At 62.6% G+C, this 26,692-nt stretch carries 28 protein-coding genes; 5 read left to right on the forward strand and 23 right to left on the reverse strand.

Annotated elements, in window-relative coordinates:
- Nucleotides 1-7: 7 nt before the first annotated feature.
- From QN347_RS06810 to QN347_RS06860, 11 genes are all read right to left on the reverse strand, one after another.
- Nucleotides 8-847 carry a phosphoadenosine phosphosulfate reductase family protein gene (locus QN347_RS06810; RefSeq protein ID WP_322161829.1) on the reverse strand — a complete coding sequence of 280 codons (840 nt, stop codon included), beginning with the start codon at nucleotides 845-847 and terminating at the stop codon, nucleotides 8-10.
- The gene (locus QN347_RS06815; protein ID WP_322161827.1) at nucleotides 844-4,158 is read right to left on the reverse strand and encodes a hypothetical protein; all 3,315 of its coding nucleotides are present in this window, start codon (nucleotides 4,156-4,158) and stop codon (nucleotides 844-846) included. The genes QN347_RS06810 and QN347_RS06815 overlap by 4 nt, the downstream gene beginning before the upstream one ends.
- Nucleotides 4,155-5,066, reverse strand: coding sequence for a DUF4007 family protein (locus QN347_RS06820; RefSeq protein WP_322161826.1), 912 nt, complete (start codon nucleotides 5,064-5,066; stop codon nucleotides 4,155-4,157). The genes QN347_RS06815 and QN347_RS06820 overlap by 4 nt, the downstream gene beginning before the upstream one ends.
- 11 nt (nucleotides 5,067-5,077) lie before the next feature.
- On the reverse strand, nucleotides 5,078-6,250 hold the full coding sequence (locus QN347_RS06825) for a cysteine desulfurase family protein (RefSeq protein ID WP_323493999.1): 1,173 nt from the start codon (nucleotides 6,248-6,250) through the stop codon (nucleotides 5,078-5,080).
- A 162-nt stretch (nucleotides 6,251-6,412) separates the two neighbouring features.
- On the reverse strand, nucleotides 6,413-7,552 hold the full coding sequence (locus QN347_RS06830; RefSeq protein WP_322161822.1) for a relaxase/mobilization nuclease domain-containing protein: 1,140 nt from the start codon (nucleotides 7,550-7,552) through the stop codon (nucleotides 6,413-6,415).
- Nucleotides 7,545-8,081 carry a mobilization protein gene (locus QN347_RS06835; protein ID WP_322161821.1) on the reverse strand — a complete coding sequence of 179 codons (537 nt, stop codon included), beginning with the start codon at nucleotides 8,079-8,081 and terminating at the stop codon, nucleotides 7,545-7,547. The genes QN347_RS06830 and QN347_RS06835 overlap by 8 nt, the downstream gene beginning before the upstream one ends.
- A gap of 291 nt (nucleotides 8,082-8,372) precedes the next feature.
- Complete coding sequence (locus tag QN347_RS06840) at nucleotides 8,373-9,395, reverse strand: ParB/RepB/Spo0J family partition protein (RefSeq protein WP_323494000.1); 1,023 nt, start codon at nucleotides 9,393-9,395, stop codon at nucleotides 8,373-8,375.
- Complete coding sequence (locus tag QN347_RS06845; protein ID WP_322161817.1) at nucleotides 9,290-10,054, reverse strand: ParA family protein; 765 nt, start codon at nucleotides 10,052-10,054, stop codon at nucleotides 9,290-9,292. The genes QN347_RS06840 and QN347_RS06845 overlap by 106 nt, the downstream gene beginning before the upstream one ends.
- 42 nt (nucleotides 10,055-10,096) lie before the next feature.
- Nucleotides 10,097-10,276: a hypothetical protein gene (locus QN347_RS06850; protein ID WP_322161816.1), complete on the reverse strand. Its 180-nt coding sequence runs from the start codon at nucleotides 10,274-10,276 to the stop codon at nucleotides 10,097-10,099.
- A gap of 287 nt (nucleotides 10,277-10,563) precedes the next feature.
- Complete coding sequence (locus QN347_RS06855; RefSeq protein ID WP_322161815.1) at nucleotides 10,564-10,686, reverse strand: hypothetical protein; 123 nt, start codon at nucleotides 10,684-10,686, stop codon at nucleotides 10,564-10,566.
- A gap of 225 nt (nucleotides 10,687-10,911) precedes the next feature.
- Nucleotides 10,912-11,307, reverse strand: a complete 396-nt coding sequence (locus QN347_RS06860) for a DUF3768 domain-containing protein (protein WP_322161814.1) — start codon at nucleotides 11,305-11,307, stop codon at nucleotides 10,912-10,914.
- A gap of 275 nt (nucleotides 11,308-11,582) precedes the next feature.
- Between QN347_RS06860 and QN347_RS06865 the strand changes: the two genes are divergently transcribed.
- A complete protein-coding gene (locus QN347_RS06865) occupies nucleotides 11,583-11,960 on the forward strand; it encodes a hypothetical protein (protein WP_322161813.1) in 378 nt (125 codons plus the stop codon).
- A gap of 441 nt (nucleotides 11,961-12,401) precedes the next feature.
- Here the strand turns inward: QN347_RS06865 and QN347_RS06870 are convergent, their stop codons facing one another.
- Nucleotides 12,402-12,566, reverse strand: a complete 165-nt coding sequence (locus QN347_RS06870; protein ID WP_322161811.1) for a hypothetical protein — start codon at nucleotides 12,564-12,566, stop codon at nucleotides 12,402-12,404.
- Nucleotides 12,567-12,952: 386 nt separating this feature from the next.
- On the opposite strand from QN347_RS06870, the gene QN347_RS06875 reads away from it, so the two are divergent.
- The 4 genes from QN347_RS06875 (at nucleotide 12,953) to QN347_RS06890 (ending at nucleotide 15,495) form a co-directional block, all read left to right on the forward strand.
- Nucleotides 12,953-13,213, forward strand: a complete 261-nt coding sequence (locus QN347_RS06875) for a hypothetical protein (protein ID WP_322161810.1) — start codon at nucleotides 12,953-12,955, stop codon at nucleotides 13,211-13,213.
- A gap of 28 nt (nucleotides 13,214-13,241) precedes the next feature.
- A complete protein-coding gene (locus QN347_RS06880) occupies nucleotides 13,242-13,670 on the forward strand; it encodes a hypothetical protein (protein WP_322161809.1) in 429 nt (142 codons plus the stop codon).
- A 116-nt stretch (nucleotides 13,671-13,786) separates the two neighbouring features.
- Nucleotides 13,787-14,446, forward strand: coding sequence for a DUF6088 family protein (locus QN347_RS06885; protein WP_322161807.1), 660 nt, complete (start codon nucleotides 13,787-13,789; stop codon nucleotides 14,444-14,446).
- Nucleotides 14,443-15,495: a nucleotidyl transferase AbiEii/AbiGii toxin family protein gene (locus QN347_RS06890; protein WP_322161806.1), complete on the forward strand. Its 1,053-nt coding sequence runs from the start codon at nucleotides 14,443-14,445 to the stop codon at nucleotides 15,493-15,495. The genes QN347_RS06885 and QN347_RS06890 overlap by 4 nt, the downstream gene beginning before the upstream one ends.
- 125 nt (nucleotides 15,496-15,620) lie before the next feature.
- Here QN347_RS06890 and QN347_RS06895 read toward each other — a convergent pair whose 3' ends face one another.
- From QN347_RS06895 to QN347_RS06945, 11 genes are all read right to left on the reverse strand, one after another.
- A complete protein-coding gene (locus QN347_RS06895; RefSeq protein ID WP_322161805.1) occupies nucleotides 15,621-16,034 on the reverse strand; it encodes a single-stranded DNA-binding protein in 414 nt (137 codons plus the stop codon).
- 426 nt (nucleotides 16,035-16,460) lie between these two features.
- Nucleotides 16,461-17,153, reverse strand: coding sequence for a hypothetical protein (locus tag QN347_RS06900; RefSeq protein ID WP_322161804.1), 693 nt, complete (start codon nucleotides 17,151-17,153; stop codon nucleotides 16,461-16,463).
- Between the two features lie 65 nt (nucleotides 17,154-17,218).
- Nucleotides 17,219-17,677, reverse strand: a complete 459-nt coding sequence (locus QN347_RS06905) for a hypothetical protein (protein WP_323494001.1) — start codon at nucleotides 17,675-17,677, stop codon at nucleotides 17,219-17,221.
- Nucleotides 17,678-17,821: 144 nt separating this feature from the next.
- Complete coding sequence (locus tag QN347_RS06910; RefSeq protein ID WP_322161801.1) at nucleotides 17,822-18,769, reverse strand: DUF2493 domain-containing protein; 948 nt, start codon at nucleotides 18,767-18,769, stop codon at nucleotides 17,822-17,824.
- Between the two features lie 259 nt (nucleotides 18,770-19,028).
- On the reverse strand, nucleotides 19,029-19,478 hold the full coding sequence (locus tag QN347_RS06915) for a hypothetical protein (protein ID WP_322161800.1): 450 nt from the start codon (nucleotides 19,476-19,478) through the stop codon (nucleotides 19,029-19,031).
- Nucleotides 19,479-19,632: 154 nt separating this feature from the next.
- Nucleotides 19,633-20,238: a DUF6927 domain-containing protein gene (locus QN347_RS06920; RefSeq protein ID WP_322161798.1), complete on the reverse strand. Its 606-nt coding sequence runs from the start codon at nucleotides 20,236-20,238 to the stop codon at nucleotides 19,633-19,635.
- A gap of 14 nt (nucleotides 20,239-20,252) precedes the next feature.
- Nucleotides 20,253-20,756, reverse strand: a complete 504-nt coding sequence (locus tag QN347_RS06925; RefSeq protein ID WP_322161796.1) for a hypothetical protein — start codon at nucleotides 20,754-20,756, stop codon at nucleotides 20,253-20,255.
- Between the two features lie 66 nt (nucleotides 20,757-20,822).
- A complete protein-coding gene (locus QN347_RS06930; protein WP_323494002.1) occupies nucleotides 20,823-21,455 on the reverse strand; it encodes a hypothetical protein in 633 nt (210 codons plus the stop codon).
- A 69-nt stretch (nucleotides 21,456-21,524) separates the two neighbouring features.
- Nucleotides 21,525-22,454: an ArdC family protein gene (locus QN347_RS06935; protein ID WP_322161793.1), complete on the reverse strand. Its 930-nt coding sequence runs from the start codon at nucleotides 22,452-22,454 to the stop codon at nucleotides 21,525-21,527.
- Nucleotides 22,455-22,581: 127 nt separating this feature from the next.
- Nucleotides 22,582-24,621, reverse strand: a complete 2,040-nt coding sequence (locus QN347_RS06940; RefSeq protein ID WP_322161791.1) for a ParB/RepB/Spo0J family partition protein — start codon at nucleotides 24,619-24,621, stop codon at nucleotides 22,582-22,584.
- Nucleotides 24,622-25,043: 422 nt separating this feature from the next.
- Nucleotides 25,044-26,474 carry a hypothetical protein gene (locus tag QN347_RS06945; RefSeq protein ID WP_322161790.1) on the reverse strand — a complete coding sequence of 477 codons (1,431 nt, stop codon included), beginning with the start codon at nucleotides 26,472-26,474 and terminating at the stop codon, nucleotides 25,044-25,046.
- Between the last annotated feature and the right edge of the window lie 218 nt (nucleotides 26,475-26,692).

Here is a 26,692-nt window from a genome sequence, read left to right on the forward strand (position 1 = left end):
CGGCCGCCTACTTGTGACAGATGACGCACCCGCCCGCACCTTCGTCGATGCCATAGACATCATCGATGGTTTCGGCGGTGCGCGCCGATAGCGGGTTGACCTTGCGGTTCCGGCGCAGTCGCTCGCGGCGCTTCTCATAATCCGCTTTGATCTGCTCGACCCGAGCCGGTTCGACTAGATCGGTCAGACTCTCACCCTGGCTCCAGGTGAAAGGCGACCCATCTTTAAGGGCCGTCTTTTCATAATCGACAGCTTCGGCAAAGCGCACGGGATGATGCTCCGATAAGCGCACCCATTCGATCTTCTGCTGGAAGAAGCAGAAGGTACAGCCCGATCGTGACCGCCAGCTATAATATTCCGGTTCGCCAACATCCGCCCGGTCGAGGATTTCGATCACGCCGGTCCGATCAATGCCTGCCTCGCGCAGCGGCAGATGCACCTTCATATTGGCCTGTGTGGACTGATAGCCTTCGCGGGTCGGTTCATCAGCGCGAATGGCGACATAGGAATGAACGATCGTGCCGGCATCTAGATCGCGACGCAGCCACTGCTCGAGTGGCCTCAGTTTCAACTGGCGGGTACACCAGCGTGTGCGGGGCGAAGGCAGGAAATTGCCATATTCCTCGAGCCAGAAATCGAAGTCGCGGTCGGGGTTCAGACGCTCGATCGGCCGTCCGAGAAAACCTTCCAGCTTGTCCAGAAACTCGTAAACCTCGGGCAGCTCCTTGCCGGTATCGGTGAAGAAATACTCGATCGGCAGTTGGGGATGATGCTGGCGCATATACACCGCCAGCGCAGCGCTATCGCGCCCGCCCGAAACACCCAATATGTGCCGTTCGGCCTTCACGCCGCCTCCACTTCTTCATCTTCGCGTTCAGCAGCCAAACTGGCGACCGCGCGCGCAAGCGCGGCGAGGCGCAATTGTCGGTCGCCACGGTCCGAGCCCAATGTTTCAAGCACCCGTTCGGCCAATCGCGCCGCTTGCACCTTTTCGCCTTCGGTCAGAACAAAACTGCTCAGAATCGGCGGCATCAACGGATCGAGCCCAACCACCAGTGCCAGCGCTTCCGTATTCGAACGGCGGTCGCGCACCACCGCCAAGGCTTCCAGTTCACGGAAACGCCGACCGTAGCGAGCGACTTCGGTTAGCGCCTGCTCGCGATCGCGATCGGACCAGCCATGGGCGGGACGGTGCAACAGGATGCTGAGCAGCCCTTCGATATCTCCGTCCTCGGTTTCTAGGCCGGCGGCGCGATCGGCAAACGCATCGAAATTGAAATCATTAGTGAGATTCTTGGTGACTGCCCCTCGCTCTGCGATTCCCTCGAACGTGACCGGATCCACGCCAAGCGCCCGTCCCAGAGCGCGCCGCATTTCCAATAGCAGCGCTGGGTATGCGGCTTCGCATTCCAGTAGCGCTTCGAACACGGGCTCAGGCGCTAGTTTGTCTCCAAGCACATTTGGGAGATCGTCGAACAGCAGGGCTTCGGGATCGCTTGATTTCATGACAATGCGACGGATGAGCCGCGCACTCTCGCTGATGCGGTTGGTGCGTGCCGCATAAGTGGGAAGTGCTTCGAACCGCTGGAACAGCGCCTGTGCGACAGGTAGCGATGCCGCGTCCTGATCGATGCCGAACAACAGGGCGAGACCGCTCAGAAAAGCGGTTTCCCGAACGGACCGATCGATCTTGCGAAGGCGGAAATCACCCGGCCGCTGCAGCAGCTTGTCGACGACGACATCATCGATCGCGATCTGGAAGACGCCATTGATATAGACGGCGATCGTGTCGCGCATCGAGAGCATGAAGGCCAGCGCCAGGACGGGCATGACCCCAGCCTTGATTCCAAATGGCGGTTTCGCCCACGCGGCATAGACGTGATCGAGGGTATGATCGCCCGCCTCACTGATTACCTGCCATGCCGGGCGGAGCGAGGTGCCTTGCGGCGAGCGATCAGGCTCGGCGAAATCGAAACGCCCGGGCGCGATTTCGGCGTGAAGACCGAACGGCTTGAGCACGGTCAGATAGAGGCCGAGTTCAGCGGGATAGCCGGTCATGCCCAGATCTTTCTCGGACCCGCGCGTCACCATGGCGTGGCAGAGCTCACGCAACGCGGCCATCGAATTGGACGACGGCTTGTCGCGCTGGAGCAGTTCGCTCTTCAGGATCGGCGCTTCAGGAAAACCGACATCAGCAAGCGCGCTGGCGATTAACGCGAGGGGTTCGCGCATGGGTTTTCCGGGCGTCGGTGCCAGCCACCAGCGCGCACCCTCGAGCGATGCCTCAAGTGTACGATGCAATAGATCAATGCAGTGCGATTGGCGCGCTGCGATCTCGCGCCGCGCGATACGGTCACCCTCGAGCTGGGGATGATCGCGATAGACACGCTCGACTGCGATCAGTTCGGCCGCACTCGACCGAAGCGCGAAGCTGTCGGCCGCACCGCCAATTGCCATGATCCGACCGCTGGTTTTAAGGATCGCCGCTGTGGCCTTGCACAACATTTTGACTTCACCTTGGTCGATTTTGCCATCGCCCAAGATCAGCGCCAAAAGCCCGCTACCGCGCTCGGGTCTAGCGAGCAGGGACGCGGCGATGCTGGCAGGCGTGTCATCGACACCGGCGAGAACCAGCCCGATTTCGAATGTCCGAAGCGCGCCGGTGAGGAAATAATGCCGTTTGGCCGTCGCGAAGCCGAAGCCCACACGCTGGGGCAAGCCGTCGAGCTGGCCCGTGTCCACCGGCACGACCGATCGGGAAATGGCATCTTCGAGATCGAAATCACTCCCGGCGAACAGGGCATATCCGCCAAGCCGCGGCTGGCGGATCAAAACGGCCCAATCGAGCAGGTCGGCAATCGCGGCCCGGCGCCTTTTTTCGTCGATCTCAGGCACCGCCTGCGCAAGGATATCGTCAGCCAGAGCAAGGCCCGATCCGTTGCGGAAGAACTCGATCACGGCGGCCGACTTGGTCAGTGCGACATGGACCTCGTTGCCCTTAGCCGCTGCGCGTTCGATAGCTTCGAACGCAAGGCTGAACCGGTTGCCGTCATTGCCGCTGGCGAGTGCCATCCCGAAGTTCGAGCCGAGATAGTCCCAGAGCCTGGCCGGATCATAAGTACCGCCGCCAACGTCGGTGGACTGCAGAAACTCCTGGAAGCCGGCCGGTTCGGCAGAACTGAGAAAGCCAAAGACGCTGCGCTCATTCTGCGCAAAGCGCGCCCGCGACACCGGACCGAGCAATAGTGCAGTCACGGGGTTGAGCGGCCAAGTGGCAGTCAGCGCTTGTGTCAGAACATCCGTTTCGGTGGGCCTGCGCAGTGCAACGGCATGAGCGACAGCCGATGCGCCTATTGTCGCATTGTCCGGTCGCCACGGGCATGTGATCGCCCGGCCAAGCAAAGCAACGGTTTCATCGGCTCCGCTCAAAAATGCAATGTCGTGGAAGCGCCCTTGGACCTTTGCCCATTCCTGCCGTGCATCGCGCGCTGCGCGCGCCGCATATTGTTCAAAGGACTGATGCAGGATGCCGATGACGACCAGTCGACCCTTACTGCGAGACGCATGCTCTGCGATATCCTGCAGCAGGTGGACGTCGCCGCCCTCCAGCGCCTCATGCTCGAGGAGCTTGCCGAGCTCGTCGAGGATCAGGAGCGTCCCGGTGCCGGCTTCTTCGCCCGATCGCTTGATCACTCGGATCAGCATATCATCGCTCGAACCGGCCGCCGCGCGTCGTTCGGCATCCCACCGGAAGCTTATCGCCGCAGCATCGGCAATCGCGTCGCGTAATCGTGTGCGGCTGCCCGTCACGGCGACAACGAACCAAGGGCCATGCTCTTCGGGGAAGGCATCGGCATAGGCTGCGGTCATCGCCTTACCGGCGATCTTGCGGGCCACCTTGCGATTCTCGGGGGCACCAGCAACGAGATTGGCGACCAAGAGCGCCGCGCTCGACTTGCCGCCGCCGTAAGGGCCGGTCCAGGTAAAAGCACCCTGCTGGCTATCGACCTGGCTCTGCGAGAGCGTCGCCAGCGCCTTGGCGACACTCGCTTGCAGCACATAGCCAACGAGAGGTGGCGTGCCATTTAGATCCGCGTCGATCCGCGCCGAGCGCGCGAACCTGCGATCGATCGAGACGTGGTCGGCGAGCTGTGTCACGCCGCCACTGCCAGCGGATAAGCGAGCGCGATCAGTGTCAGCGGATCGATATCCTCACGTCGCTGGATCTGCCGCAGCCCGGCGGTGTCAGTCCACTGCCACGCATCGCCCGTGACGTCATCGAGACGCATTAGCCGGGTGATGACGCTGTCTTCGTCAAGCTTGAACACACGACCGGGAGATCCAGGCGCATAGCAAATCTGCTCCGCCGTCAACGCCGTCGAGCCGCCCTGACGTTCCCAAAACTGCGCCAGCGCGTAGGCGAATATTCCGTCTGGCAGCGTGGGTTTGGGTCCGCGGACAAATTCGTACCAGCCACCTATCCGGGCCTCACGAACCAGACCCAGCTCGGCCAACAAAGGCTCTGCAGCATCTTCGTTGAGCGCATCGCCACGGCGGACATAGCTGCGCAGGAAGACCTCGACATCGCGTTTGAGCGTACCGCGCGTCGCACGCCAGCCGCGGGCACCTACTAGGTCCAGCAACTCCTCGATCAGCGTCGGTGGGTCAAACTCGATAGCGGACAGGACGTTGAACGCATAAAAAGCTGTGGTCGTCATCGATTGGCTGCTGGCGATATGCCAGTGAGCGAGCCAAATCGTCGACGCCCGCTCGACAAATGGATCATGGCCCGTGTCCGCGAGGATTAGCCGGCCGAGATCGCTTGGCGCAATCTGGCGGTCTGCTTCGGTAAAAAACCCTGAAGCAAGCGCCCAATAACGCATTGATGCCGCCATATTGCGACCTACGCCAAAGCGTGTAATAGCCTCTTGTTCTTGGAATGTTCCCGCCGAAGCGCCGTCTGCTACGGCGTCAAAGGCCTTCTTCAACCACAGGAGGCGTAGAGGAAAGGTCTCATGGCCGGCGAACTGACCTCTCGAATCGTTATCAAATGCCCCATGCTTCATGGCGCAGAATGCTACTGGCGAACCTCTCCAGTGGCAACCCGAGACCGAACAATGGCGGCGATAATATGAGCGGCAGCCGCATCGATATCCCTCTCCGTTAGATATCGATGGCAGTAAATCCGGACGACGGATCGCGCATCTACGTCAGAAAGGCCCATTCTTTCAAGAACATGGGACACCCTTACTTGGCCAGCGGTGCATGCCGACCCAGTCGATAACGACACATTGCGCGCAACCATCGCGCACAGATCGTCACCGTTCACGTCTTCGAGCCTGATCGCCGCGCTGGCGGGGACCACGGGTCGGTCCCCGGTGATCCGTTCAAACCGAATCTGCTGCTGCGCGAGCCGGTCAAGCAGCGCGCCGATCAAGGTGCGGCCACGGCTAGCATCTTCACAGAGGGCGACCATCGCCATCTTTGCCGCCGCGCCAAACCCAGCGATCAGGGCAACCGGCTCGGTTCCGGGCCGCACCGCGTTTTGCTGACCGCCGCCATAGATGAGAGGTTCCGGGGTTGGGGCACCCGCAGCGCAGTAGAGAGCGCCCACCCCCATCGGTCCGTAACATTTATGCGCGGACAAGCTGAGATAGTCGACGTCAAGCTCAAGGACATCAATGGCAACCTTTCCCCCCGCCTGCGCCGCATCGGTATGAAACAATGCGCCCGCCGCATGTGTGATTGAGGCGACCTCAGAGACTGGCTGAACCACACCGGTCTCATTGTTGACCATCATCACCGAGACCAAAAGCGTGCACTCATCGACCAGGCTTTCCAGCCGTGGGAGATCGACCCTACCATATTGATCGACGGGGGCGACCACGACGTCGAAGCCCCGCCCCGCGAGGATATTGGCGGGTTCGAGGACCGCCTTATGCTCAACCGAAGAGACGACGATACGGCGGCGGCTCGAGTTCCGGGCCAAAGCTGAATGAGCGATGCCGAGGATCGCAAGATTGTTCGCCTCAGTCGCCCCAGACGTGAAGATGATCTCGGCCGGCGCAGCTCCAATCAGCGCAGCAACGTCTGCCCGGGCGTCGGCAATAATGCGCGCTGCCCGCTCACCCGAGCCGTTTGGCGACCCGGCATTGCCGGGAAACGTCCACGCCGCCAACATCGCGTCGCGCGCTTCCGGAGCCAGCGGCAGTGTCGCGAACCCGTCGAGGAAGATCGGCGTGATCGTCAAATCAGGCACTTCGGCAGCGCGCGGCAGTCGCGCGGCTGATGGCACAAAAGGCAAAACAAGGAGTGGGACGACACATCAGCAAACGATGTAGAGGAGATTTAGGGCGATCAGAAGGTCCTTTTGGAACAGCACGGCAACGAGCTTCGATCCCTCGATACAATTTCAACGCTCTCGATCGCCTGGTTCACGCTTGCGCTGACTTGCGTTTCGGTCTTGTGGCCCATCAACACCCGCATCGCGCGCCGGACTGCTCGCCGCACCCGTTACCCTATCGGCGATCATGATCTCCCGCGCCCGCTGCAACCGCCGAGACACCGCCGCCGGCATATCAGCCACGAACCCTGCGATATCCTCGGCAAGCGCGCGATCCTCGTCCTTCCCGGTTGCCGCCAGCGCTACCGCGGCTTGCCGGTAAGCCCCCCGGATTTGCTTCTGACGACCGAGCGCCAGCACATCTTCAGGCCGACGCTCCGGGTTCTGTGACCTTGCGAATTCCTGCGCGCGCTCTTCGATCAGCCGGTTCAAGTCCAGCTCCTTCCCCTGCCCTGCTGTCCGCGCCTCCAGATGGTGCGCCGGCGAGCGCACCCGCTTCTGGACATGGCCGCGTGCGCGGCGCGGCGTGGCTTCGGCGGCGATGCCGCGCTGGCGCAATTCATGGGCAAAGCTCTCGCGCCAGTGATGGAGATCGGCTTTGCGCGGGTTGAACCGCGTCCCGTCCTGGCCCTGGGTCGCGACGGTCAGATGGACATGTGGGTGATCGGTGTCGGTGTGCAGCGCCACCATATAGCTGAACTGCCCCTCGAACTCGACACGCGCGAACGCCTGGACGGCATCATGGATCGTCGCGGCATCGGTCGTGCCGCCGGGCATCGACAACACCATCGACATCGAGGTGGGCCGGTCCTTGCCATAAGGGTTCATCGCCTGATCGAGCATGTCCCAATCGGCGGCGATCCCCTTCAGGCGCTTTTCGTCGGTGATGATCTCGCCTTCACTGCTGCGAACCTCGAGCTTCCCGTGACGCGAGATATACCCAAAATGCTCGCCCAGATGACCCGCCCCACGCTGTTTGCCCGAGATCTTGACCATGACCTCGGGGGCTTTGCGGACGATCCGCTCGAGCTTGGCGCGCGCCTCGGCCGCGGACAGGCTTGGGGCGGCACCGCCCCCTCCCCTGCCTTTCCCCCCGCCGGATCGGATCCGCAGCGTTGCACCGCGCAAGCTGCGCTTGCCACCCGTCGGCGGGCGCCAGGCCTCCATCAGGCTCGGCAGCGACAGCACGCCGTCATCGTCGTCACTCATCAGGCGTATCCCAATAGGCCAGGTCGCCCTTGAGCGCCCGGCCAAGCGCGCGCAGCTGATCGGCCACCTCGTCACGGAAGGATGCGACCCGCGCCGCCTCGCGTGCCAGGTCGAGACGGGAATCCACCATGGTCGCGGCATGAAGAGCATGGACCGCCTGGTTGAGATTGATGCCGATCCGGTTGAGCTCGCGCCAGGACTGCGCGATCTGCACCCGGTCGGCACGCGGCGGTAGCGGGCTGGCATGGAGCCGTCGGCGCAGGAGCATGACCAGCCATTCGGTGCGCTTGAGGCCGCGTGCATCGGCGGCCGCATCGAGCCTGTCGATATCCTCGCGCATGAGCCGAAGCTGCAGCCGATCGGTCGAGCAGGTCCGAGGTGGAGACGTCGCGCCCGGCACCTCGACGACGTCCTGGAGCGCACCGTCGATCAGCTTGCGCAGGACCGCCGAGCGACCTCCGGAGGAGGTTGCCATCGCATCGAAGCGCGCCGCGAGATCATCGGGCAGACGGACGTTGAAGACGGCCATCCCCGAAGCCTATTGTCATACATTGACGGCGCCAAGCCTATCCGGCCCTCACCTAAAACCACTCGTCTGATAGTCTGCTCAAGCAGACTCTGGCCCTTCGATTGAGACAGCCCCGCCTCGAAAACAAAACCTCTCCGGGTGCCCAACCTCACCGGCGGCGCGAACCCCCTGGCCCGCCAACGAACGACAGCCGCACCCCTCATCGGGGCACGGCTGTCACATCATCTGCAAAATCAAAAATATCGACGCGGAGTAAGGGGTCTGTGTGACGGTCGTGCCTGCCTCACCGGATCACTCGAAGGCGAGGTCGCTCAAGGAAACGTCGCGCTCATCGCCATCGTCGAACATCACCCTGACCCGATCGGGGAGAAGCAGGCGCCCGGCTCGTGAATCCATCACCACTCGGAGCGCCGTGCCGCCCTGGAAACGACCAGCACTATCGGCACCGCTTCGTGGCCGCCACTCGCTGGTCGCCTGCGGAGCCGGACCGTCCAACGCGGAGGAGGAAGTTTGCACGACAGTGGGCTGGTCACCTTTGATCGGCGCTGGAGTCTTCAGTCCCGCGACGAATTTCGTCCCTTCTGCCAGCGTCACGCCGTCATCACCGAACCCGTCGACGAACGCGCGCACTTCGTCGGGAAAGGTTCGGGCTGCACGATGGAGATCGTAAAGGACGCGGATCGGCGCCTTGTCGATCGCGGCGCGCAGATAGGGCTGCATCTCGGCATAGGCGGCGTAGAGCGACACGAACTGCTTCGATCGGCCGAGCGCGCGGGCAATCTCGACCTGCGAGGCGCCGCCGAACAACATGCGCTCGATCCCTTTCGCCATCTCGAGCGGCGACAGATTGGCGCGCTGGTCATTTTCGACGATCTGGTCGGCCAACATCGCGCCGCTATCGCCCACCGGCGCGATGATCGCGGGGATCGTGATCCGACCTGCCAGGAGCGAAGCGCGATAGCGCCGCTCGCCCATGCGGATGATATGTTTGCCATCGTCGTTTCTGGCGCTGACACTGATCGGCTGAAGCACGCCGCGCGCCGCGATCGAGTCCGCCAGTTCCTGCATCTCCTGCGCATCGAACGTGCGGCGCGGGTTTTCCGGATCCGGCATGATCCAGTCGAGCGGCAGATCCTCGACCCGCCGCGCGCTGTCATGGACGCCGACGAGAAGTCCGAACTCTTCGGCGCGCTGATCGAACTTGCCCATCAGGCCGCCATCTTGGCGGTGCCGACGACCCGCCGCTCGATCTCGGCAAGGATCGCGCGGATTTCCTCGGAGGCCGCCTTGGCGCCGGTGCCGGTTTCGCTCCACACTGGCTGATGATGCTCGGCCGAATGCTTGTACGTCGGGCGCGCTTTGATGAACGCGGGGAACATCAGTTTCTCGCCGACGGCATGGGCGAGCTTGACCGCATTCTCCATCTCGCGGCGGTCGAACGGATTGACCATCGAGGGCAGCAACCCAAGGAAATTCACCTTGCGACCGCCGCGCGCACCTTCCGCTTTTTTGAGCGCGGTGAGCAGCATCTTGGCGCACTCGATCGAATCCTCGGCAACCTGGACCGGCGCAATGACCGCGTCGGCAACCGCCATCGCGCTCAGGGTAAGCTCGTCCCATTTGGGACCGGTATCGACGACGCAATAATCAAAATGGTCATGAAGCGCGGGAAAACGGCCGATGAAGTCGCGGACATCACCGGCCGCCTTGATCATCTGCAGACGCGAATCCGCGGCAAAGACCGTGATCCCCGGCGCATCTGCTAGATCGAGCGTGGCTTCCGGGTCGAACAGATCCGCTGAAAACCAACCCGCCCGTTCATTGGCGAGCCGGCGGGTCGAACTGCCCTGTGGATCAAGGTCGAGGAACGCCACGCGGTTCCCGGTCTGCTCGGCAAGATGCCAGGCGAGATGGGTGGCGAGGAAGGTCTTGCCGACCCCACCCTTGAGCAGACTGATGACGATGGTCTTCATCGGTCCAGGCCCTTCACGAACCGGCCGTCATCAACCGGCCCGTCACAAGTCATAGTCGTCCCCGCCATTGCGCAGGTTGCGCTCATAATGGTCACGCGAGGACCAGTCCCCTCCGCCACCGATACCGGGACCGACGAAGCGGAATAGGTAAACGGTGATCATGAAGCAGACGAACGCAAAGACGATCGCATGGTCGGGATGGCGGGAAAAATAATCGGCCATCTTCGGTCTCCTTGGCAAGTTGCAGGACGCCGATCGGCGCCCTCATCCGCGCCAGAAGACGCGGCCCCCGCTCGCTGCGCAGCCTCTCCTCTTTGCCTGACGGCAGGCGCGTGACAGGCAACAGAGCGATGTCGCCGATAGTCTGCTCAAGCAGACTCTTCGGCCATCCCCCCGGTAGGGGGGATGGCGCGCACGCAATATTCATCATTCTGGAGGTTTGCCGGACCGCATGCGGTAATCGCAGCGCCGGTAGAAACCGATCAGACGACTACGACCATGCCTTGGTGTCAGTCGGCGGGCGCGTGCAGTCGCCACTGCTCGACGAGAGCCACGATCTTGTCCTTATAGCCCAATTGATCGGGGTAAATCGCGCCGTGATGGCCGCCAAGATAGATGAACACGACCGCCATGTCGGGGGCGACCGCATGGTCGACCCCGAACAGGTTGGCGAGATCGAAGCCGCCATTATCGTGGGCGTTCCACCACGCCAGCAGGAAGTTGGCGACACGGCGCGCTTGCCCGGTGTCGGATGCGGCCAGATCGAAGAGCCGGTCGAGGGGCTTGGGTTACAGGCTGGCTCATCTGCAAATCCCTTTGTGAAAAGGTGGCCCCGACAGGGTCGGGGCCATGATAGCTCAATATTCGTGGGTGAGAAGAAGCGTTAGCACGCGCGTCGTGACATCCGGGTTGGTCGGATCGGACGAACCATAGGTAAGGTCACGATCATAATAGTCGATCTTCCAGTAGAGGGTATCGCCCGCAAATTCGAAGCGCCCGAAATCGCGCTCGCCATGCGGATCGACGTCCGGCCCGAACGCTTCATAATCGCGGACGGTGCGCAGCAACTCGGCGCGGCGCTGGAACCCCCGGAACAGACTGGTATCACCGATCAACTCGACGACGCCGATGGTCATGACCACCTGGTTGATGCCGGGGTTATGGATGTCCTTGCGCAGTTCGTCATTGAGACGGGCGATGGTTTCGACTCGTTGGTCTGCGGGGACGGCTTTGTCGCTATTGAGGTCGGCCATGATGTTCGACTTCCTAACCTATGTCAGACCCCGCCGATCGGGGCCTTTCGACAGCGACAGGACCGCCGGGGCATAGCGCGCCCGCGCACCCGACAGGGTCGCAACGGATGTGGAGAAGCCCGGCACCGGGCTTGCGCTGGTAAGTGCCGCGGCGAGGACGCCAAGCCAGGAAGGGACCGTCGGGTCAGCGGCGACTCAGGAAAGCCGAACGGCATGGCTGATTTTGCGATTGCCACGCTGGACGCGCGGATGAAGGCATCGCTATCCTCTCTGCCATGGCAGACACCGCACAGATCATCGCCCTTTGGCCAGGCTGGACCTCGAGCGTCGGCGTGATGCAACGACTACAGGTGCAGGTCCGGACCCAGTGCCGGCGGTGCGGCGCGCTGATGCGGGCCGATCTGGACGAGCTGGTCGCGCGCTATGGCACCCATGCGACGCTGATCGACGCTCAAGAGCGATGCCGGATGGTCGCGTGTGATGGCGCGACCTACTATCTGGCGGCACGGCGCTATGGCGGACCGTGGCGGATCATGCTCGAAGATGCCGTTTTGTGCGACGGCCTGACCGCTTGCCCGCCCGCGCTGATGGCGAACGGCCGTCCTGCGCCTGCCATCATTGGCGCCGTGCCCAAGCGCCCGATAAAGACGTGATCGCGGCAGGGATCGTTACCCGCATGGGCCGAGACCCGGTACGGGGCTTGGGGCGCAAGCCTAGAGCCCGGTCCGGGGCAACCGGAGCCGCCAGCCCCAAACCTGATATTATGGCCTGACCTACAGCCTCTTTTCAGACCTGATCAAAGATTACCGAACAGATCCACCACCACCGCATCCAGCGTCGCGAGCTAAAACTTGGTGGCCGCCGCGCACTTATGGAGCGCTAACGCTGCTCGTGAGCATCCTTGTAGGCCGCCCATGCATCTGCCGCCCGCGCAGTGCCCGCCCTCGCGAGCCATTCGCCGCGCGCAACCTCCGATAATCCATTCCACCAGGTCATTCCTTCGCGCTCGTCATCAGTCGGTTCTCGTTCGTTCGGACTGATCATAATGGCTCCCTGGATGTCAGGGGGCGGGGGCGATAGCCCCCGCCCAGGGTTTACGCGAAGGGATCATATTCGTTGATGACGGTGACGTCGCCGTCGAACTCGTCTGCGGTGATGACGGCGAACTGGTTGCCGATACCGATGACCATCGTAGCGATCATGAGAGTCTTCGAGAGGCCGAGCGCATTCAGGCGGGCGATCTTGATGTCGGTGAACATATCGAGGCTCCTTGCAAGCCGGCGGGTTCATCCCGTTCGACTGGCGCCCGAAGTGTTCGGCGAGCGGCCGCGATCACTTTTTGCCGCAGGTCAAAAGCCGTAGCGAAGCGACCGGACCCTTTACGGGTTGATCGCATTAGGCCGCACGCCGGACCAAGGATTGCGCCTCAAAGAACGGGGTGAAACCGCCGGCCCAAGGAGGGGCATGACCCACCCGGCATCTGCTACCCGTGCTTGTACCTGCCTGATATGAGGCTCATTATTGCGTCAAGAGAACCGGAGCATGGCATGGCGCCGCCGCCTGCGTCGATTGAAGCCCTGCTGGGCATTGCGCCCCATCGCCGGTAAACGCGCCTTGGCCTTACCCATTCCATCCAGGATATTACTTGATAAATGTTCTTTCTTTGTTCTATTCTGCCGCCATGCTCCGAGTCGATGAAGATAGCCTGGCCCTCCATCTCGAGGTGTCGCTTGCAACGGCCGAACCGACCCTCGTGACCGATATTCGACACGGCGACGCGGTCGCACGTCGGCGTGCGGTGGCGGAGCTGGCGCGGCATCTGGCTGTGCGTCTGCGCTGCTATGACATCCTGGCAGATGAACCTTCCGCAATGGTCGGCACCTTACCGCTTTTCCCTGACGCATGACAGGCGCCGCATCTCGGTTTGAGCACTGATGCTCGCTGCATTTCTACTCGCCGTCGCGGTCGTCCCGAGCGGACAGTCGTTCGTCTGCACGCCGGTGAGGGTGTGGGACGGTGATGGACCAATCTGGTGCCGCGAAGGACCACGGATTCGGCTCGCTGGTATAGCGGCGCGGGAGATGGACGGCTCGTGTCGCAGGGGACACCCCTGCCCGCGCGCCAGCGGCATTGCCGCGCGCGATGCGTTGGTGCGGCTGCTCGGCGGCGCGAAGGGGCGCAGCGCCACAGGCCATATTCTTGTCGTCGGCCCGAGACTTCAATGTCGGTCGAACGGCAATGCGAAAGGCGACCGCACCGGCGCCTGGTGCGCAGCGCCGGTGATCGGCGATATCAGTTGCGCCATGATTGCAATCGGCACCGCGCTGCGATGGAACCGCTATGCGGCGGGCCACTGCCGCTGAGATAAGCGAAGGACGAGATACGAGCACGCTGCCCAATATCCTTGTCCGAAATGCACCTACAGATTTCGGACATGTCAGATTTACTCTTGTCCGAAATTTGTGTATGGATTTCGGACATGTCCGACGATGTTCCCCAGCTCAAAGTCGCGATCCTGCAGCGGATCGACGCACGCGCACCCAAGGCGGTGTGGACGCCGGCCGATTTTCTCGACCTGGGCAGCCGCGATGCCGTCGATAAGACGCTGCAACGTCTGGTCGCGGCGGATATGCTGCGGCGCATCGACCGCGGGCTGTATGACAAGCCCGGGCGCAACAGCTTGACGCAGCAAAGCAGCCCGCCCGATCCGCGCGAGGTCATCGACGCGATCACCCGGCGCGACCAGATCAGGGTGCTGGTCGATGGCATGACCGCCGCCAATGATCTCGGCCTCACCAATGCGGTCCCGGCCAAGATCGTCGTCCATACTGACGCACGGCTGAAGACGATCCAGCTTGGCCACCTCACCATCAGCTTTCGGCTGACTGCGGCGAGCAAGCTCTTCTGGGCCGGGCGACCGGCGATGCGGATCGTCCAGGCCCTGCACTGGCTGCGCGACACGATGGGCGGAGATCCCCAGGACGATGCGGTGGTTCATCGCCGGCTCGCAGGCCTGCTGCACGATCCGCGGTACGGCAAGACGCTGCGCGATGATCTGGCCGATGGCATCTCGACGCTACCGGCCTGGATGCAGGCCTTCCTCAAGCCCATGCTGTTCGAGAAGGCCGCCACGTCATGATGAACCCTGCCTATGACCGCATCATCGGTGCGGACGACGCGACCCGCCTCGGCCTGTTCACCACGACCGCACAGCGCATCGGCACTACGCCCCAGAATGTCGAAAAGGATTTCTGGGTCTGCTGGACGCTCGACGCGCTGTTCAACGGCCTGCCGCCCGGCCCCCGGCTCCTGTTCAAGGGCGGCACCTCGCTATCGAAGGGATTTGGCCTGATCCAGCGCTTTTCCGAAGATATCGACGTCACCGTCTTTCGCGACGATCTCGGCCATACCGCCTCGATCGCCGAGCTCGAGGCGATGAGCGGCAAGAAGCGGCAAGCCGCGCTCGATGCGATCCACGAGGCCTGCGAGGCGCATATCCAGGGGCCATTGCAAGAGCAACTCGCCGCGCTCGTCGGCGAAGCTGCCGAGCGACTGGGCATGGCCGGCGAGCAATGGCGCATCGAACCCGATCCAGAAGATGGCCAGGCGCTCTTTCTGCGCTATCCGACGGTGACGCCGGTCGATGCCTATGTCGGGAAGGCCGTAAAGATCGAGTCCGGCGCCAAATCCGCCCTCGATCCCCACGCACTGCATACGGTACGGCCTTATCTCGAAAGCGACGTGCCCGGGATCGACCTCGCCGTCGCCAATGTCACGATCGTCCACGCGGAGCGGACCTTCTGGGACAAGGTGGTCATTCTGCACGGGCTGCGGCGCTGGTTCGAGATTCGCGGCGCCCTGCGCGGCAACGGCCAGCGCGTCTCGCGCCATTATTACGATCTCCACGAACTTTTGCAGTCGGACGCCGGCAAACGCGCGCTGGCCGATCCGGTGCTCGGCCGCGATTGCGTCGCCCATGCCCGGCTGTTCTTCAACCGGCCCGCCTACGATCTGGCAACCGCCATGCCGGGCAGTTTTGCTTTATGCCCGGAAGGCGACATGGTCGATGATCTGCGCCGCGACTATCGCGCGATGACGGGCATGATCTTCGGCGCCGCACCAGCGTTCGACGCAGTGATCGAAAGCATCGCCGCCCTCCAGAACGCACTCAACGACACCCCGACGTGACGGTCGGCCATCCATAAACCGGGCGATCAGGTGTCTCACCGCCTTCCGTTGCCCCTGATCACGAACCGATTGTACGGAAAACAGCAAAAAGGCCCGGTGGCGAACCACCGGGCCTTGGCTTGCTCTCAGAAGGGAATGTCGTCGTCGTCCACCGTGCTATCGTTGCCGTCCTTGCTGGCGGCAGCCTGCTTGGCGCGGGTGAGGAAGGTGACCTCGTCGGCGATGATCTCGACGCCGAAGCGTTCGATATTCTCGTTATCGGTCCAGCGGGTGTAGTGGATGCGACCGCGCACCATCACCTTCATCCCCTTGTCGACATATTGTTCGACGGTCTTGCCGACCCCGTTGAAGCAGGTAATCCGGTGCCATTCGGTATCTTCGATCCGACGGCCATTGTCGTCCTTGACGACCTTGCCGTTGCTGTCCCGCTTGGGGCGCGAGGTCGCAAGACTGAAGTGGGTGATCCGCGTGCCGCCCTGAGTGGTGCGGGCTTCCGGCGTGGCGCCGACGTTGCCGGCGAGGATGACGAGGTTCTGCATGTCGAGGTTCCTTTTTGGGTGCCAAAGGGACCATCCCTTCGACTGACCCCCAAAAAAGGCGGGCATGGGCGGTGCTTCCACCGAAGCGCGTCAGCGGCGCAGGGAAACCCCGATACGAGGGGTGGTGCGGGCAGCCGTGGCACACGGCAACTCGGCCCGAAGGGGAGCGGGTTGGAGGCATCGAACGCCCGACTTAGGGATTAGGTCAACAAGAAGGGCTGGTCGCTTGCGGCCCCTATGAACCCACGAACCGATCCAGAACCAACGCCGCTTATTCCCGGCAATGTGCGTCCTCGCCAGACCGCAGCCGCTCTGATCAGTGCGGTCCCCATTCTTGCTGTCGTCCGCCGTGGCGGGCTGCGGCCTGATCGGAAAAGGCGCGATGGCCACCTCGGGAAGGATTCCGAAGCAACGCCATCACCCTGCTCAGGGGTCAGCGATCCCGCGCTTGTTGCCATGTGACGACACGGATGGAGCATCGGGGTCCGCCTGCGCGATCTGCGCCCGGACAGAAACGAGGAGACGTTCGACGCATCCACAGGCGTCGACCAAATCGAACGGCGACACGCCGCCCCGGAAAAGCGCATCAATCTGGTGCCGACTATAGGCCGGCGAGAGTATCGCGGCGAGATCAGGCAATTCCTTGGGGACACCCAAAAGTCCCGTATCCGTGGCATGTGCCAAGGCCTTTTCGAGATCATGCCGTATATGAATCCGATTCCAGTCGTCCGCATATCCGGCCTGCAGCAGATAGGCTTTGAGGCCCAGTTCGATCGCAATCGCCAAAGAATGCGCCGCTCTCGCCGGCGCCATGTCCAGACTTGCCGCCGCACCGCGCGCAAAACCCGTGGCATTCTCCAGAAATGTCGCGACCAGTTCCCAATCGATGCCCCCTGCCAGGCGCGCAGCGGCATCATCGAGCGCGGCGACCGACAGGCCAAGCAGCCAGCGCGGGCCACCGATATTGCGCAGGCGGCGCAAATGCGGCGATCCCGGCTCATCCAAGTCGGCTCCAGCAGACCATCGCAACAACAATGCCGCCTTCCAGCGGCGGCCGTGCCGCTCGCGGAAGGTAAGCAGCGCGCGCAGTTCCTCATCATGCAAATCGCGCATCATCATCTCCAATCTTCATAGCTGAACGTCCCGCGGCACTGAGCCGCGCGACGCGAACACGGGCCAGGGCGCTAGAAGCTGCCCATGGCTGGATCGTAGGCGCGCAGATGCCCGATCCGCTCCGGGCCATCGGGATAAGGCGGACGCATAATCATGATCGCCGAGGCAATCGCGGCCTCGACGGTCGCGTGATGGATGGTCGGCCGGGGACCGCCGTCATAGGTAACCGGCGCGGTGAAGCCGGCATGATACCAGCGAGCAAGGCCTGGCTCGATGCGTCGTGCATAGGCAACGCCCCCTTCGCATCCGGCACGCACGCGAAGGGCGAGCGTCTGATAGCGACCAAAGTCATGACTATGGTCGCGTCGGAAAAAACGTGCGCCAAGGGGCGGGACACCATGAACGGCGACGAGCGCGGCAGCATAGCATTTGATTTCCAGGGCATTGAGCCTGGCAAAGCCGGGCGTGCGCCCGAGTTGCGCTGGATCCTCCTCATAGGGACAGGGTCCGATCTCAAAACAGGCATCCATTGCGAAAACTCCTGACAGCCCCGCCGCAATCCAGCGGGTTCGCAAGGGCATCGGCACCCTCCCCTCTCAGCCAGGTAATGTCGGCTGCGCCCGGCCACGGACGGCACAAAAAGAGGGCCGCCGGAGGACCGGCGGCCCGTGCCTTCAGGCGGCGTTTCGACCAGCAGCGGCAGGGGGGCTTCCCAGTGGTCCGCGACGATCGACGACCCGGACCCCGCGCGCCTTGGCTTCGATGACGAGCCTCTCGGTCACGCCGTTGCCCTGGAAGGCGATGACGTAGCGGGGCTTGAGCGAGAGCATCTGCTCGTTGCGACGGAAGCCCGCACGATCGCCTAGCTTGCGGTCGAGACCGAACCGCAATTGCTGGATGCCCTTCTGCTCGGCCCATGATGCCGCGAGCCGCTCGATGCCTTTCATGTCGCCGCCATGGACGAGATACATGTCTCCGACCCGGTCGCGCACCGCGTTCAGTGTTCGCAGCAGGTTGTCGGCGAAGCGCTTCGCATCCTCGTCGGACCCGAAGGTCAGTCGGCCCCCGGCGAATACCACGGGCGTTCCCTGCACCATGTTGGCGTCCCGCACCCGTTCGCGCCGCGCCCGCAGGAAAGCATTGCCATCGACGATTGCTGACGTGACGCCGAGCGAGATGCGGTTGCCGCTCGAAGGTATCCAGCTTCGGCCGGTATCGTGCAGGTAATGGGCGGCGGCGGTGTCGCGCATGATTTCGAAGGCTCCGGCCGATTCCTCGACCTTCTTGGCCAGATCAATCTTCTCCTCGAGATTTGCGGTGTTGATTTCCGAGCCGTCCTGTTCTGCGAGGAGCAGCCGGATGTCATCGGTCAGGCGGTCGATCAACCCGTGCTTCTTGGCGGCGGCGCGGTGGAAGAGATTGACCATTGCCCAGCCCAGGTCTTCGATGTCGCGTTCGAGTGCGCTGTTGTTCAAGGTTGCGAACAGGTCGCTCCAGATGGCGGTGACGGTCTGTTCGAGGGCCTCCGCCGGTGGCGGCATCATGCCGGTCAGATCTTCGGTTCGGGGTTCGAGATGGCCCAGCTCCAGAGCGGATAGGGCGGTTGCCAGCGATGTAGGCATGGGAGAAAGCCTTTCGGTGCTTGTGCCGGCGGCCCATCCGCCGGATGCGCATCCTCTGGTCCATCGGCCAAGAGGCGGCCGCACCGAGGCAAAGCCGAGGGAAACCTGCAAATCCCCGGGGTGGCGCGGGCAGCCGTGGAACACGGCAACACGGCCCGGGATTTGCGGGTTGCTGCCGACTCGCGATGGACCATATGCCGCATCCTCTGGCGGAAGGGCTCCGGGCACAGCCAAGGCGAACCTGCCCAAACATCGCTGACTACGCCACTCCGCTGAGCGTCAGGGGCGGGATCACGCGCTCCGCTTTATCGAAATAGGCAGTGATAGCCGCCAGCGAACCAAGGCTTCGGACCAACTCAGCGGAAATCATGACCTCGTCGTCGTCCGACGCAGCAAAATGCTGCACCGAACCCGATCCGTCGCAGACGACACGCTCGGGTCCAAAGCTGCCCGGCGCGCCGCCCGACCAGCGCGCATAGACGAGGCCCTGTCGTTGGCAAAAGGCTTCGATCTCGTTGAAAATGCCCCAGGCGACCTCATGCGCCACGAGATAGAGGGGTATATCGGGCTCGATGGCGTCGGAGGTGAAGGCCTCGCCTTCCCAATCGGTCCGCGCGTCATCGGAGGTGATCGCTGCAACAAGATCCGGGAGACACGCTGGGGACAGCACACCGCCGATGCGGATGGCTGCGGAAACACGATCGGCCATGACAATCTCCTTGGCTGTGGGAGGTGAAAGAAGGTGGGGATCCCGGGGCCGCGTGCGGCCCGGGGGAAGTCGTCGCGCCACCGGTCCATTGGGCGCCGCCTTTCCAGCGGCAGCGAAGCCTGCGCCTGCACGGCCGACGACGATGGCGACCGACTCATGACGATGACGCTCGCGCGGGATTGATGAGACGATAGGCCCGCCGCTTCACATGGCTGATCCGGCACAGGTCATGGGTTTGCGGGTCGCGAAACAGGGTGCCGCGCCGACCGTGGGAATTGGCGACGACGTGAAGTGTGTCGAGCGTCCGCCCGTTGCTGAACCGGATCGGCTCATCGAAGATGATGGTTTGACCGGCGCGCGGCGTCGGCCTGGCGCACTGGGCCTGACGCAGAGCAACGCGCGAACGACAGCGCGCACGCCACTCGATCGCATGCGGGTAACCGGTCGGCGTCAACAGATCGAGGATAGACTCGGGGCAGTCGGACTCACAGGGGCCGACCGTCTCGTCCATATCCTTGTAGCCGAACGAATAGCCGTCCTTCGCCGCGGGATTGTAGGAAAACAGGCACACCACCGCAAACACGGAGCGGTTGGCTTCGCCATCAAGGCGCTCGCAAGCGGCATAATAGGTCCGCAGCCCAACCACCGCCGATCGCAGCACGGCCAGTTGGTGATCCTCTCGGCTATATGTGAACTGCGCATCGAGATAAGCGCGGGGTGAGGCAAAGCCTTGCAGCCCCTGCATGGTGAGCCATCCCATGAGAAATCTCCCTGTCAGCGGGTGGAAACGGGCGGGGACAGCCTTGCCCCGAGCGTCTCGTCGATGAACTGGCTGGTCGACATGGCGTCGATGCCATCGGCTGTGATGACGATCGCCGCGCCGCCGAAACCGTCCGAACGCATGCGTGAGCAGCTATGGGCGGTCTCAATGCTGATGTGATCGAGCGTGTCGGAGCGCCGCAGGACATCCTGGAGCAGATCTATCCAGACATCGGCGGCATCGACCTCGATGATGCCAGTCGCGTCGCCTGCGGAAGCCAGAGACGAGACAAGCAGCCTTGCCGCAACGCTGTCCGCCGGCGTGTCGATCAACGCCTCGCGGATATCTGCGACATCGATCGCGAGAAAATCCTGCCGACCATGTTCGGCGAAGAGATAATATTCGCCATCAACCTCTTCATGCTCGAACATCGCGAGCAGGATCAGGCGTTCGCCGGGACTGAAGTCACCCCTTGGTATGTAGGGGAGAACCACGCTTTGAGAAAAATAGTCGGCCATGGGCTTGTCTCCTTGATAGGCCACCGGGTCGGTGACGAATGTGGCATTGGGATCGAGAGATGGATTTCAGGCGGCGAGACGTGAAATCGTGGCACCGCGACCCAGGACGTGTCGGACGCGCGCGGCGAGCACTGGAGGATCGAGCAGCTCGTTCAGCGGTGCATGGTGAAATCGACCGGCATCACGGCCGTCGATGCAGCGGTGGAACATGATCTCGCGGCCGCTCTCGAACGACTTCGGCGTTACCAGCAGGTACAGATCATCGCACCGAAGGCTGGTTTCGCCCGAGCTGCTCGGCCGACCAAGATCGGTCCCGATCCGACAGGCTCCGGCATCGAACCCCAGCTGATCGCAAAGGCGCACCAGCGCGCGACGCGACTGGAAGTGGAATGTGCGCTTGGCATCAGGCCGATCGCCAAGATCATGGCCCGCCAACAAAGCGAGCGCGGGGCGCTCGGTGATTTCGAAGATCGCAGCGGCGCAGCGGTCCTGCATCTCCGATGTATCGGGAAAAAGCCCTACTGACACGCTCGCGAGGTGGCGGATCAGAAGGTGGATGGCGGGGTCGGCAGCAACCGGTCTTCCAGCCCGCTCGCAATCGGCGACGGCGGCATTGACGGCGTGGAGCGCCGCAGCGAAACCGGTAAGCGCATCCGGGCAAAGCGCGGCGCTAAAACGATAGCTGACATCGTAGAACATGGTCGGGGTCTCCGGCAATCGAGCGCCAAGCACGCTCAACCCGCCGAAGGCCCCCTCTCCTCTTCCCGATCAGGCCGCTTCGCGCAGGGAGCCCGCGCCGTCCTGGACGGCCGTATCGAGGCCCGACGCGCGCATCAGATAACCTGCTGCATCCTCAGCGCGGGCGGCGGCGGTCATCAGTGCCCGCGCATCGCGCTTCAGGATGGTGAGCCACGATCCGATATAGGCGGCATGGTTATCGAGATGATCGACCGGCAGGCCAAGATCGGCACCGAGCAACGCGGAGGCCAGTTCAGCGACCAGTTCCTCGAACGCATAAGCGTCATCACCGAAGCGCTTGCCGAAGGTTCGGGCCAGGCGATCGGGATGGCCTGTCCAGTGCCCGGCCTCATGCGCCAGCGTTGCGGCCCATTGCGCGCGCGACGAAAATTGCGCGATGTGCGGGAGAGTGATGCTGTCGGACAGCCGATCATAAAATGCCCGGTCCCCACCATGATGTAATCGCGCGGGCAAGCGCTCGATGAACATCTGGGCACGCGGTGCAAGGATATCGTGGGGAGGTACAAGCTCGACGACAGGTGGGTGGTATTGTTCGGGAAGACCGTCGATCTGATCGGTGGAGAAAACCGCGTAGCTGCGCATGACCCGGCGCAGTTCATCCGCCGGATCACCCGATGCCGCCGCTGCACCCTTCTTGGTATAGGTCTTGTAGAAGATCGCGATCTGCGCGCGTTCTCCCTCACGGACCTGGCCCCCAAGCGCTTGCGCCTGTTTGTAGGTCATCCAATAACGCGACCGATATCCGCACGCGTCCGCTGCGAGCCAGAGCCAGAAGGTGTTGATACCGCGATAGGGCTGACCGTTGGCACGCAGTGGCCGTCCGGTTTCCGTGCCCGGATGCCATGGTCTGGCCCAAGGCCGCACGCCACCGGCGAGCTTCTCGATGATGGTCTGAGTGATGATCTCGGCGGGTGATGGCTTGGACGTTGCGCGCTGCATCGCAAATCTCCTGTCGGTTTTGAGGCAGGATCCAGCTCGGCATTCTCAAGGCCAGGGTGGATCACGGACAGAAAGGGCGGCACCTTTCGGCACCGCCCCAGTTGGCCTCGACATGTTTGCATTGCCGCTAGGCGGCCTCTTCCAGATCCTCCACGTCGTCGGCAGCGTCATCATCGCCCTCGCCACCTTCGGCGCTGCTCATATCCTCATCTTCATCGAGGAACGCCGCCGGTGAGCTCAAACGATCGGGCAGTTCAATCGCCTCGAACCGCATCGCGTCAGGGAGCCAGGCCACCGCCTTTTCCTTGATCTCCACCTCAACAATGCCCTGTCCGCCGCATAGCGACGCGCAGGCTGCCGCAAGTTCACCCTTCTTGGCATCCTTGTATCGGCCGCGAAGGATCGGACCGCCGATATCCTCGAGCGCCTGCAGCATGACGTCTTTCTTCACCCGGCCGAAGAAGTTCGCTGCGCTCGGCCGCCACCACTTCGCAACATCGATGTCGAGGACGCGGCCCAGATGATCGTGAAAGCCATTGTGCCGGCTCCCGCCGTTCACGTTGAGCGTGGGTTCGAGCGTCTGTGCGGTTGCATAGCCAAGCCAGGCTGCGCGGGACTGGTCATCGAGCATCCTGAAAGCGTCGAAGCGTGCCGTGAGCGTTGGCAAGCCAGCCCAGCTCATATCGAGGCCCTGCCGCTGTTCGTCGAGCGCGGCACTGGCGGGACTGTCGGCATCGCGAAAGGTCGAGATCGGAAACGCAGCTTCCGGGGCCTTCAGTGTCGTGTGACTGCGGACATAGCTCGTCGCATAGACGACGCCATTAGCCATGAGGAAGATGGCTAGGTCGAGTGCCAGCGTGGGGTCATTCGCAAGATGCGCCGAGAGGATTTGCCGCCGCTGGATGGCGAGTTCGTCGACCAGTGTGGCGCTGTAGCGAACCCCGGTTTCAACTGCGTCGTCCCCATTGCCGCCGCCTTCATCGGATAGCCGTTCGGTGCCCGAGGGTCCGTGGATCGGCTGCTCACTGAACAGGCGGCTGTGCACCCGAACATCGCCATCATGTCCGATATAGATGAACGTCCCCAATTGCGCGGCAACCTCGGGATCAACCCCGCTGCGATCGGTTTCGATGGCATCGAGTTCGCGCTCGATCGCCTCGATACGGTCATTGGCCGCAGTCGCCTCCTCGCTGCCGTCGATCAGTTCGCTGTCCAGCTGCGCAACCAGAGCGTCATTTTCGTCGCCGAGGGCGGCCACGCGCACCGCCTCGTCCTCCGACAAATCGCGCAAGGGGGCGTGATACTGGTGGAGCTGCCGCTCCAGATCATAAGGGACGCTGGTACCGATTACGGGCGTCACAAAGGCCAGGCCCTGCGACTTGGCGATTTCCGCCGCAGCCGCCTCCAGCTTCCTGGCGGTGAGATCGTCGATGAGGTCGAGATCCACCCAGGATTCGTCGGCTTCGGAACCGAACAAATCCCTTTCTACCCGGCCGCCCGCTTCCAGATAGGCATCACGGCCGATAAACCGCGCCTTGGCATCGGTCGCTTTCACGCTGCCATTGAGGATCGCGCGGCGGATATTATCGGGATTGCTCCCATAATAGGCATTGCGCATGCTCTCGAAGACCCGGGCTTGGCGTTCAGTATCCGGCGTCACCGCATAGGCCTGGGCGACACCAAGAGTGATATCGCCAGAGGCGAGCGCCTCGAACACGCACGGTGCCAGTTCGGCCAGACGCACACGCTGTTCGACAAAGCGGGTCGTCACGCCAAACCGCTTTGCCACATCTTCGGCATCGGCGCCCTTGTCGATGAAATGCTTGAAAGCGGTGCATTCATCCGCGGGGTTCATCGGCACACGCTGAAAGTTTTCAGCCAGACTCGCCTCGGTGGACACCGCATCGTCATCGAGCACGAGAACCTGAACCTCGTGCGCCACGGGCAGCGTACCTGCCTCGATCAGCCGCTGCAGAGCGCGGAGTCGACGGCCGCCCGCCTTGACCGAGAAATGGCCTGCCCTCTTGAGGGGAGTGACCACGAGATTTTGCAACAGGCCGTGGGCGGCGATATCAGCCGCCAGGCTATCGAGCCCGGTTTCGCGGTTGGTCTTGCGGACATTGTCCTTGGAAAGGGAGAGGTTCTTCACTTTGACAGATTGGATCACGGGATGTCTCCAGCAGAATGTCGGGCGCAAGCCTGTCACGCCCGGAGCCTGCTCATCAGGCCCACCCCCGGCGAAGCCACCTCCCCTCTCTACAACCGGTAGAGCGTTATTTAACGAAGACCGCAGGGATCGACCTCTTTCGCTGATGGTGAGGATAGGCCGTTTTCTACCCTGCAGCTTACAGGGTTCCGACGCTCGATAGTCGCCCCTCCGTTCATGCTGAACTGCGCACCCGAGTTACGGAACATCATGACAGGCGAGCTACGTTAAGAGTGGCAAAGTTTGTTGGTCGCCCCGTCTTCCAATATAGCGATTAATGCCATTCTCGATGACAAGCGCAATGTTGCCGGCGCGACACCCGATCAACCGGGAGTTTGCAAGCCAGTAATCAATCCGTCTATTTCGAAATCGGATCCCGCACCTCAAAGTGCGTCGAACATTGACACCAATTGTGCGGTGCGGATGCGTTCAAGCGTGGCTTCGAATGGCTCGGCCGGATCACCGGCGCTAATATGTTTACCGATCTTCTCGAACGCCAGACGAGCGGCGACGCGAGATACCTCCCGTCCAAGATTGACGGCGTTCGCAAGCATGTCGGGACTGTCGCAACCGCGACGCACGGCACCGGCTAACGTCGCAAGAACTGTCGGCATCACGACGGTATCGTCTTCCATCTTTCGTGCAGCGATAATGCGAGCGGGAAGGCCAGCGACGAACGCCATGTCGGAGGCCATGCGTACCGCGAAATGCCGCGCGACCTCGCATGTGCCGAGCTTGTCCGCATGCGTGCCGATGGCGAGCTCGAGCTGGTTGAGCGGCTCGCCAGCCATCCATTTCTCGAGAAGAATCCGGATCACCGGAAGGGCGTGACGTGCCTGCTCGATGCTGGACGGCAATTCCTTGTACTTCTTGCCGAACAACCCCTCGACGTCGTTTGGTCTGAGAACCTGGAGGACATATTCTGGGTTCTTCTCCAGCCACCGGAAAAGTGCTTCCACGCACTCTTTGGTATCGCCGTCAAACTTGCCCTTGTCGATCCTCTTGGCGAGGCTGGCAACGATATCGACCGGAAGTCCGGCGGACGAAGCGACCTGCCCGAGGACGGGAACTGCCTCATCCGGGGCAAGCTCGTCGCGCCGGACGAGCGCCGCGTCGATCCGGCTTTCGATCCATTTCGCCTTGCCTTCGACCCGTTTGCGATAGGCGGCGAACGAACGCCCAAGCATGGCCCGGGCCGGTAGATCCTTGTCATCGTCCGGACCGGCGGGAAGCCTCGCAAGGAGATAGTCTTCGTTGTCGCCGATATTGATCTCGTTATGAATATGATCGAGCAAGTCGGTGAGCGGATCATCAATGACGAGGCACTGGTCGGACTGCGCAAAGATCCCCTGAAGCGACATCCAGTGGTGATCGATCTTGTTGGCGCCGTCGTCGAGATCTATCACCCTGCTTGGCACGATCAGGACGAAACCCTGCCCGCTCTCGCCGGCCCGGCCCGCGCGGCCAGCGGCGTTAAGCAACTCGTGCGCATCCAGTTGCTGCATCTTGTCCTTCGTGTCGTCCCAGCGGCTGTCGCCTGCGATCAGTACGATGTCGCTGGGGAGATTCATGCCTTGGGCAACGGTCGAGGTGGCGAACAGCGCATCAAGGCCATCACGACGTTCGAACAAGGATTTATGCAGGTCTCGCTCATCCTTAAGCAACTGAGCATGATGGCTCGTGGCACCACCGATGACAGTGCCGCTGGCATCGACCTTCAAGTAACAATGCTGCGCGCCGCCCATCTCCTCCTCGACGCGCTTCCAGATCTCCTCTTCCGCATCGGTGAGCTTGATCCGCCGCTCCGGCAACAAGGCGCGGAAGGTCTTGACCGACCCTTCGGCAGCGACTGTGCTCTGGACGAAAATGAGCGTCTTAAGCCGATCGCCAGCGGCCGCGGCCGCAATTTCTGCAGCGACACGGTTGCCGTTGGGGGTGAGATACCAGTCACCGCCCTTAGAGCCCGATCCGAAACTAAGTTGAGTGGTATCAGCGGGTTAGCTTGACGCCAGCCCAAGTCATTGATTCAGGG

This window comes from Sphingomonas sp. 10B4 (genome assembly GCF_035019905.1).
GTDB classification, from domain to species: domain Bacteria; phylum Pseudomonadota; class Alphaproteobacteria; order Sphingomonadales; family Sphingomonadaceae; genus Sphingomonas; species Sphingomonas glacialis.

Bases quoted from the DNA above. Each gene is read 5' to 3' on its own strand.
- QN347_RS06820 (WP_322161826.1), bottom strand. From the start codon at position 5,066: ATGAAGCATGGGGCATTTGATAACGATTCGAGAGGTCAGTTCGCCGGC.
- QN347_RS06830 (WP_322161822.1), bottom strand. From the start codon at position 7,552: ATGAGTGACGACGATGACGGCGTGCTGTCGCTGCCGAGCCTGATGGAG.
- QN347_RS06835 (WP_322161821.1), bottom strand. From the start codon at position 8,081: ATGGCCGTCTTCAACGTCCGTCTGCCCGATGATCTCGCGGCGCGCTTC.
- QN347_RS06845 (WP_322161817.1), bottom strand. From the start codon at position 10,054: ATGAAGACCATCGTCATCAGTCTGCTCAAGGGTGGGGTCGGCAAGACC.
- QN347_RS06850 (WP_322161816.1), bottom strand. From the start codon at position 10,276: ATGGCCGATTATTTTTCCCGCCATCCCGACCATGCGATCGTCTTTGCG.
- QN347_RS06855 (WP_322161815.1), bottom strand. From the start codon at position 10,686: ATGGCGGTCGTGTTCATCTATCTTGGCGGCCATCACGGCGCGATTTAC.
- QN347_RS06860 (WP_322161814.1), bottom strand. From the start codon at position 11,307: ATGGCCGACCTCAATAGCGACAAAGCCGTCCCCGCAGACCAACGAGTC.
- QN347_RS06865 (WP_322161813.1), top strand. From the start codon at position 11,583: ATGGCAGACACCGCACAGATCATCGCCCTTTGGCCAGGCTGGACCTCG.
- QN347_RS06870 (WP_322161811.1), bottom strand. From the start codon at position 12,566: ATGTTCACCGACATCAAGATCGCCCGCCTGAATGCGCTCGGCCTCTCG.
- QN347_RS06880 (WP_322161809.1), top strand. From the start codon at position 13,242: ATGCTCGCTGCATTTCTACTCGCCGTCGCGGTCGTCCCGAGCGGACAG.
- QN347_RS06885 (WP_322161807.1), top strand. From the start codon at position 13,787: ATGTCCGACGATGTTCCCCAGCTCAAAGTCGCGATCCTGCAGCGGATC.
- QN347_RS06890 (WP_322161806.1), top strand. From the start codon at position 14,443: ATGATGAACCCTGCCTATGACCGCATCATCGGTGCGGACGACGCGACC.
- QN347_RS06895 (WP_322161805.1), bottom strand. From the start codon at position 16,034: ATGCAGAACCTCGTCATCCTCGCCGGCAACGTCGGCGCCACGCCGGAA.
- QN347_RS06900 (WP_322161804.1), bottom strand. From the start codon at position 17,153: ATGATGATGCGCGATTTGCATGATGAGGAACTGCGCGCGCTGCTTACC.
- QN347_RS06905 (WP_323494001.1), bottom strand. From the start codon at position 17,677: ATGGATGCCTGTTTTGAGATCGGACCCTGTCCCTATGAGGAGGATCCA.
- QN347_RS06910 (WP_322161801.1), bottom strand. From the start codon at position 18,769: ATGCCTACATCGCTGGCAACCGCCCTATCCGCTCTGGAGCTGGGCCAT.
- QN347_RS06915 (WP_322161800.1), bottom strand. From the start codon at position 19,478: ATGGCCGATCGTGTTTCCGCAGCCATCCGCATCGGCGGTGTGCTGTCC.
- QN347_RS06920 (WP_322161798.1), bottom strand. From the start codon at position 20,238: ATGGGATGGCTCACCATGCAGGGGCTGCAAGGCTTTGCCTCACCCCGC.
- QN347_RS06925 (WP_322161796.1), bottom strand. From the start codon at position 20,756: ATGGCCGACTATTTTTCTCAAAGCGTGGTTCTCCCCTACATACCAAGG.
- QN347_RS06930 (WP_323494002.1), bottom strand. From the start codon at position 21,455: ATGTTCTACGATGTCAGCTATCGTTTTAGCGCCGCGCTTTGCCCGGAT.
- QN347_RS06935 (WP_322161793.1), bottom strand. From the start codon at position 22,454: ATGCAGCGCGCAACGTCCAAGCCATCACCCGCCGAGATCATCACTCAG.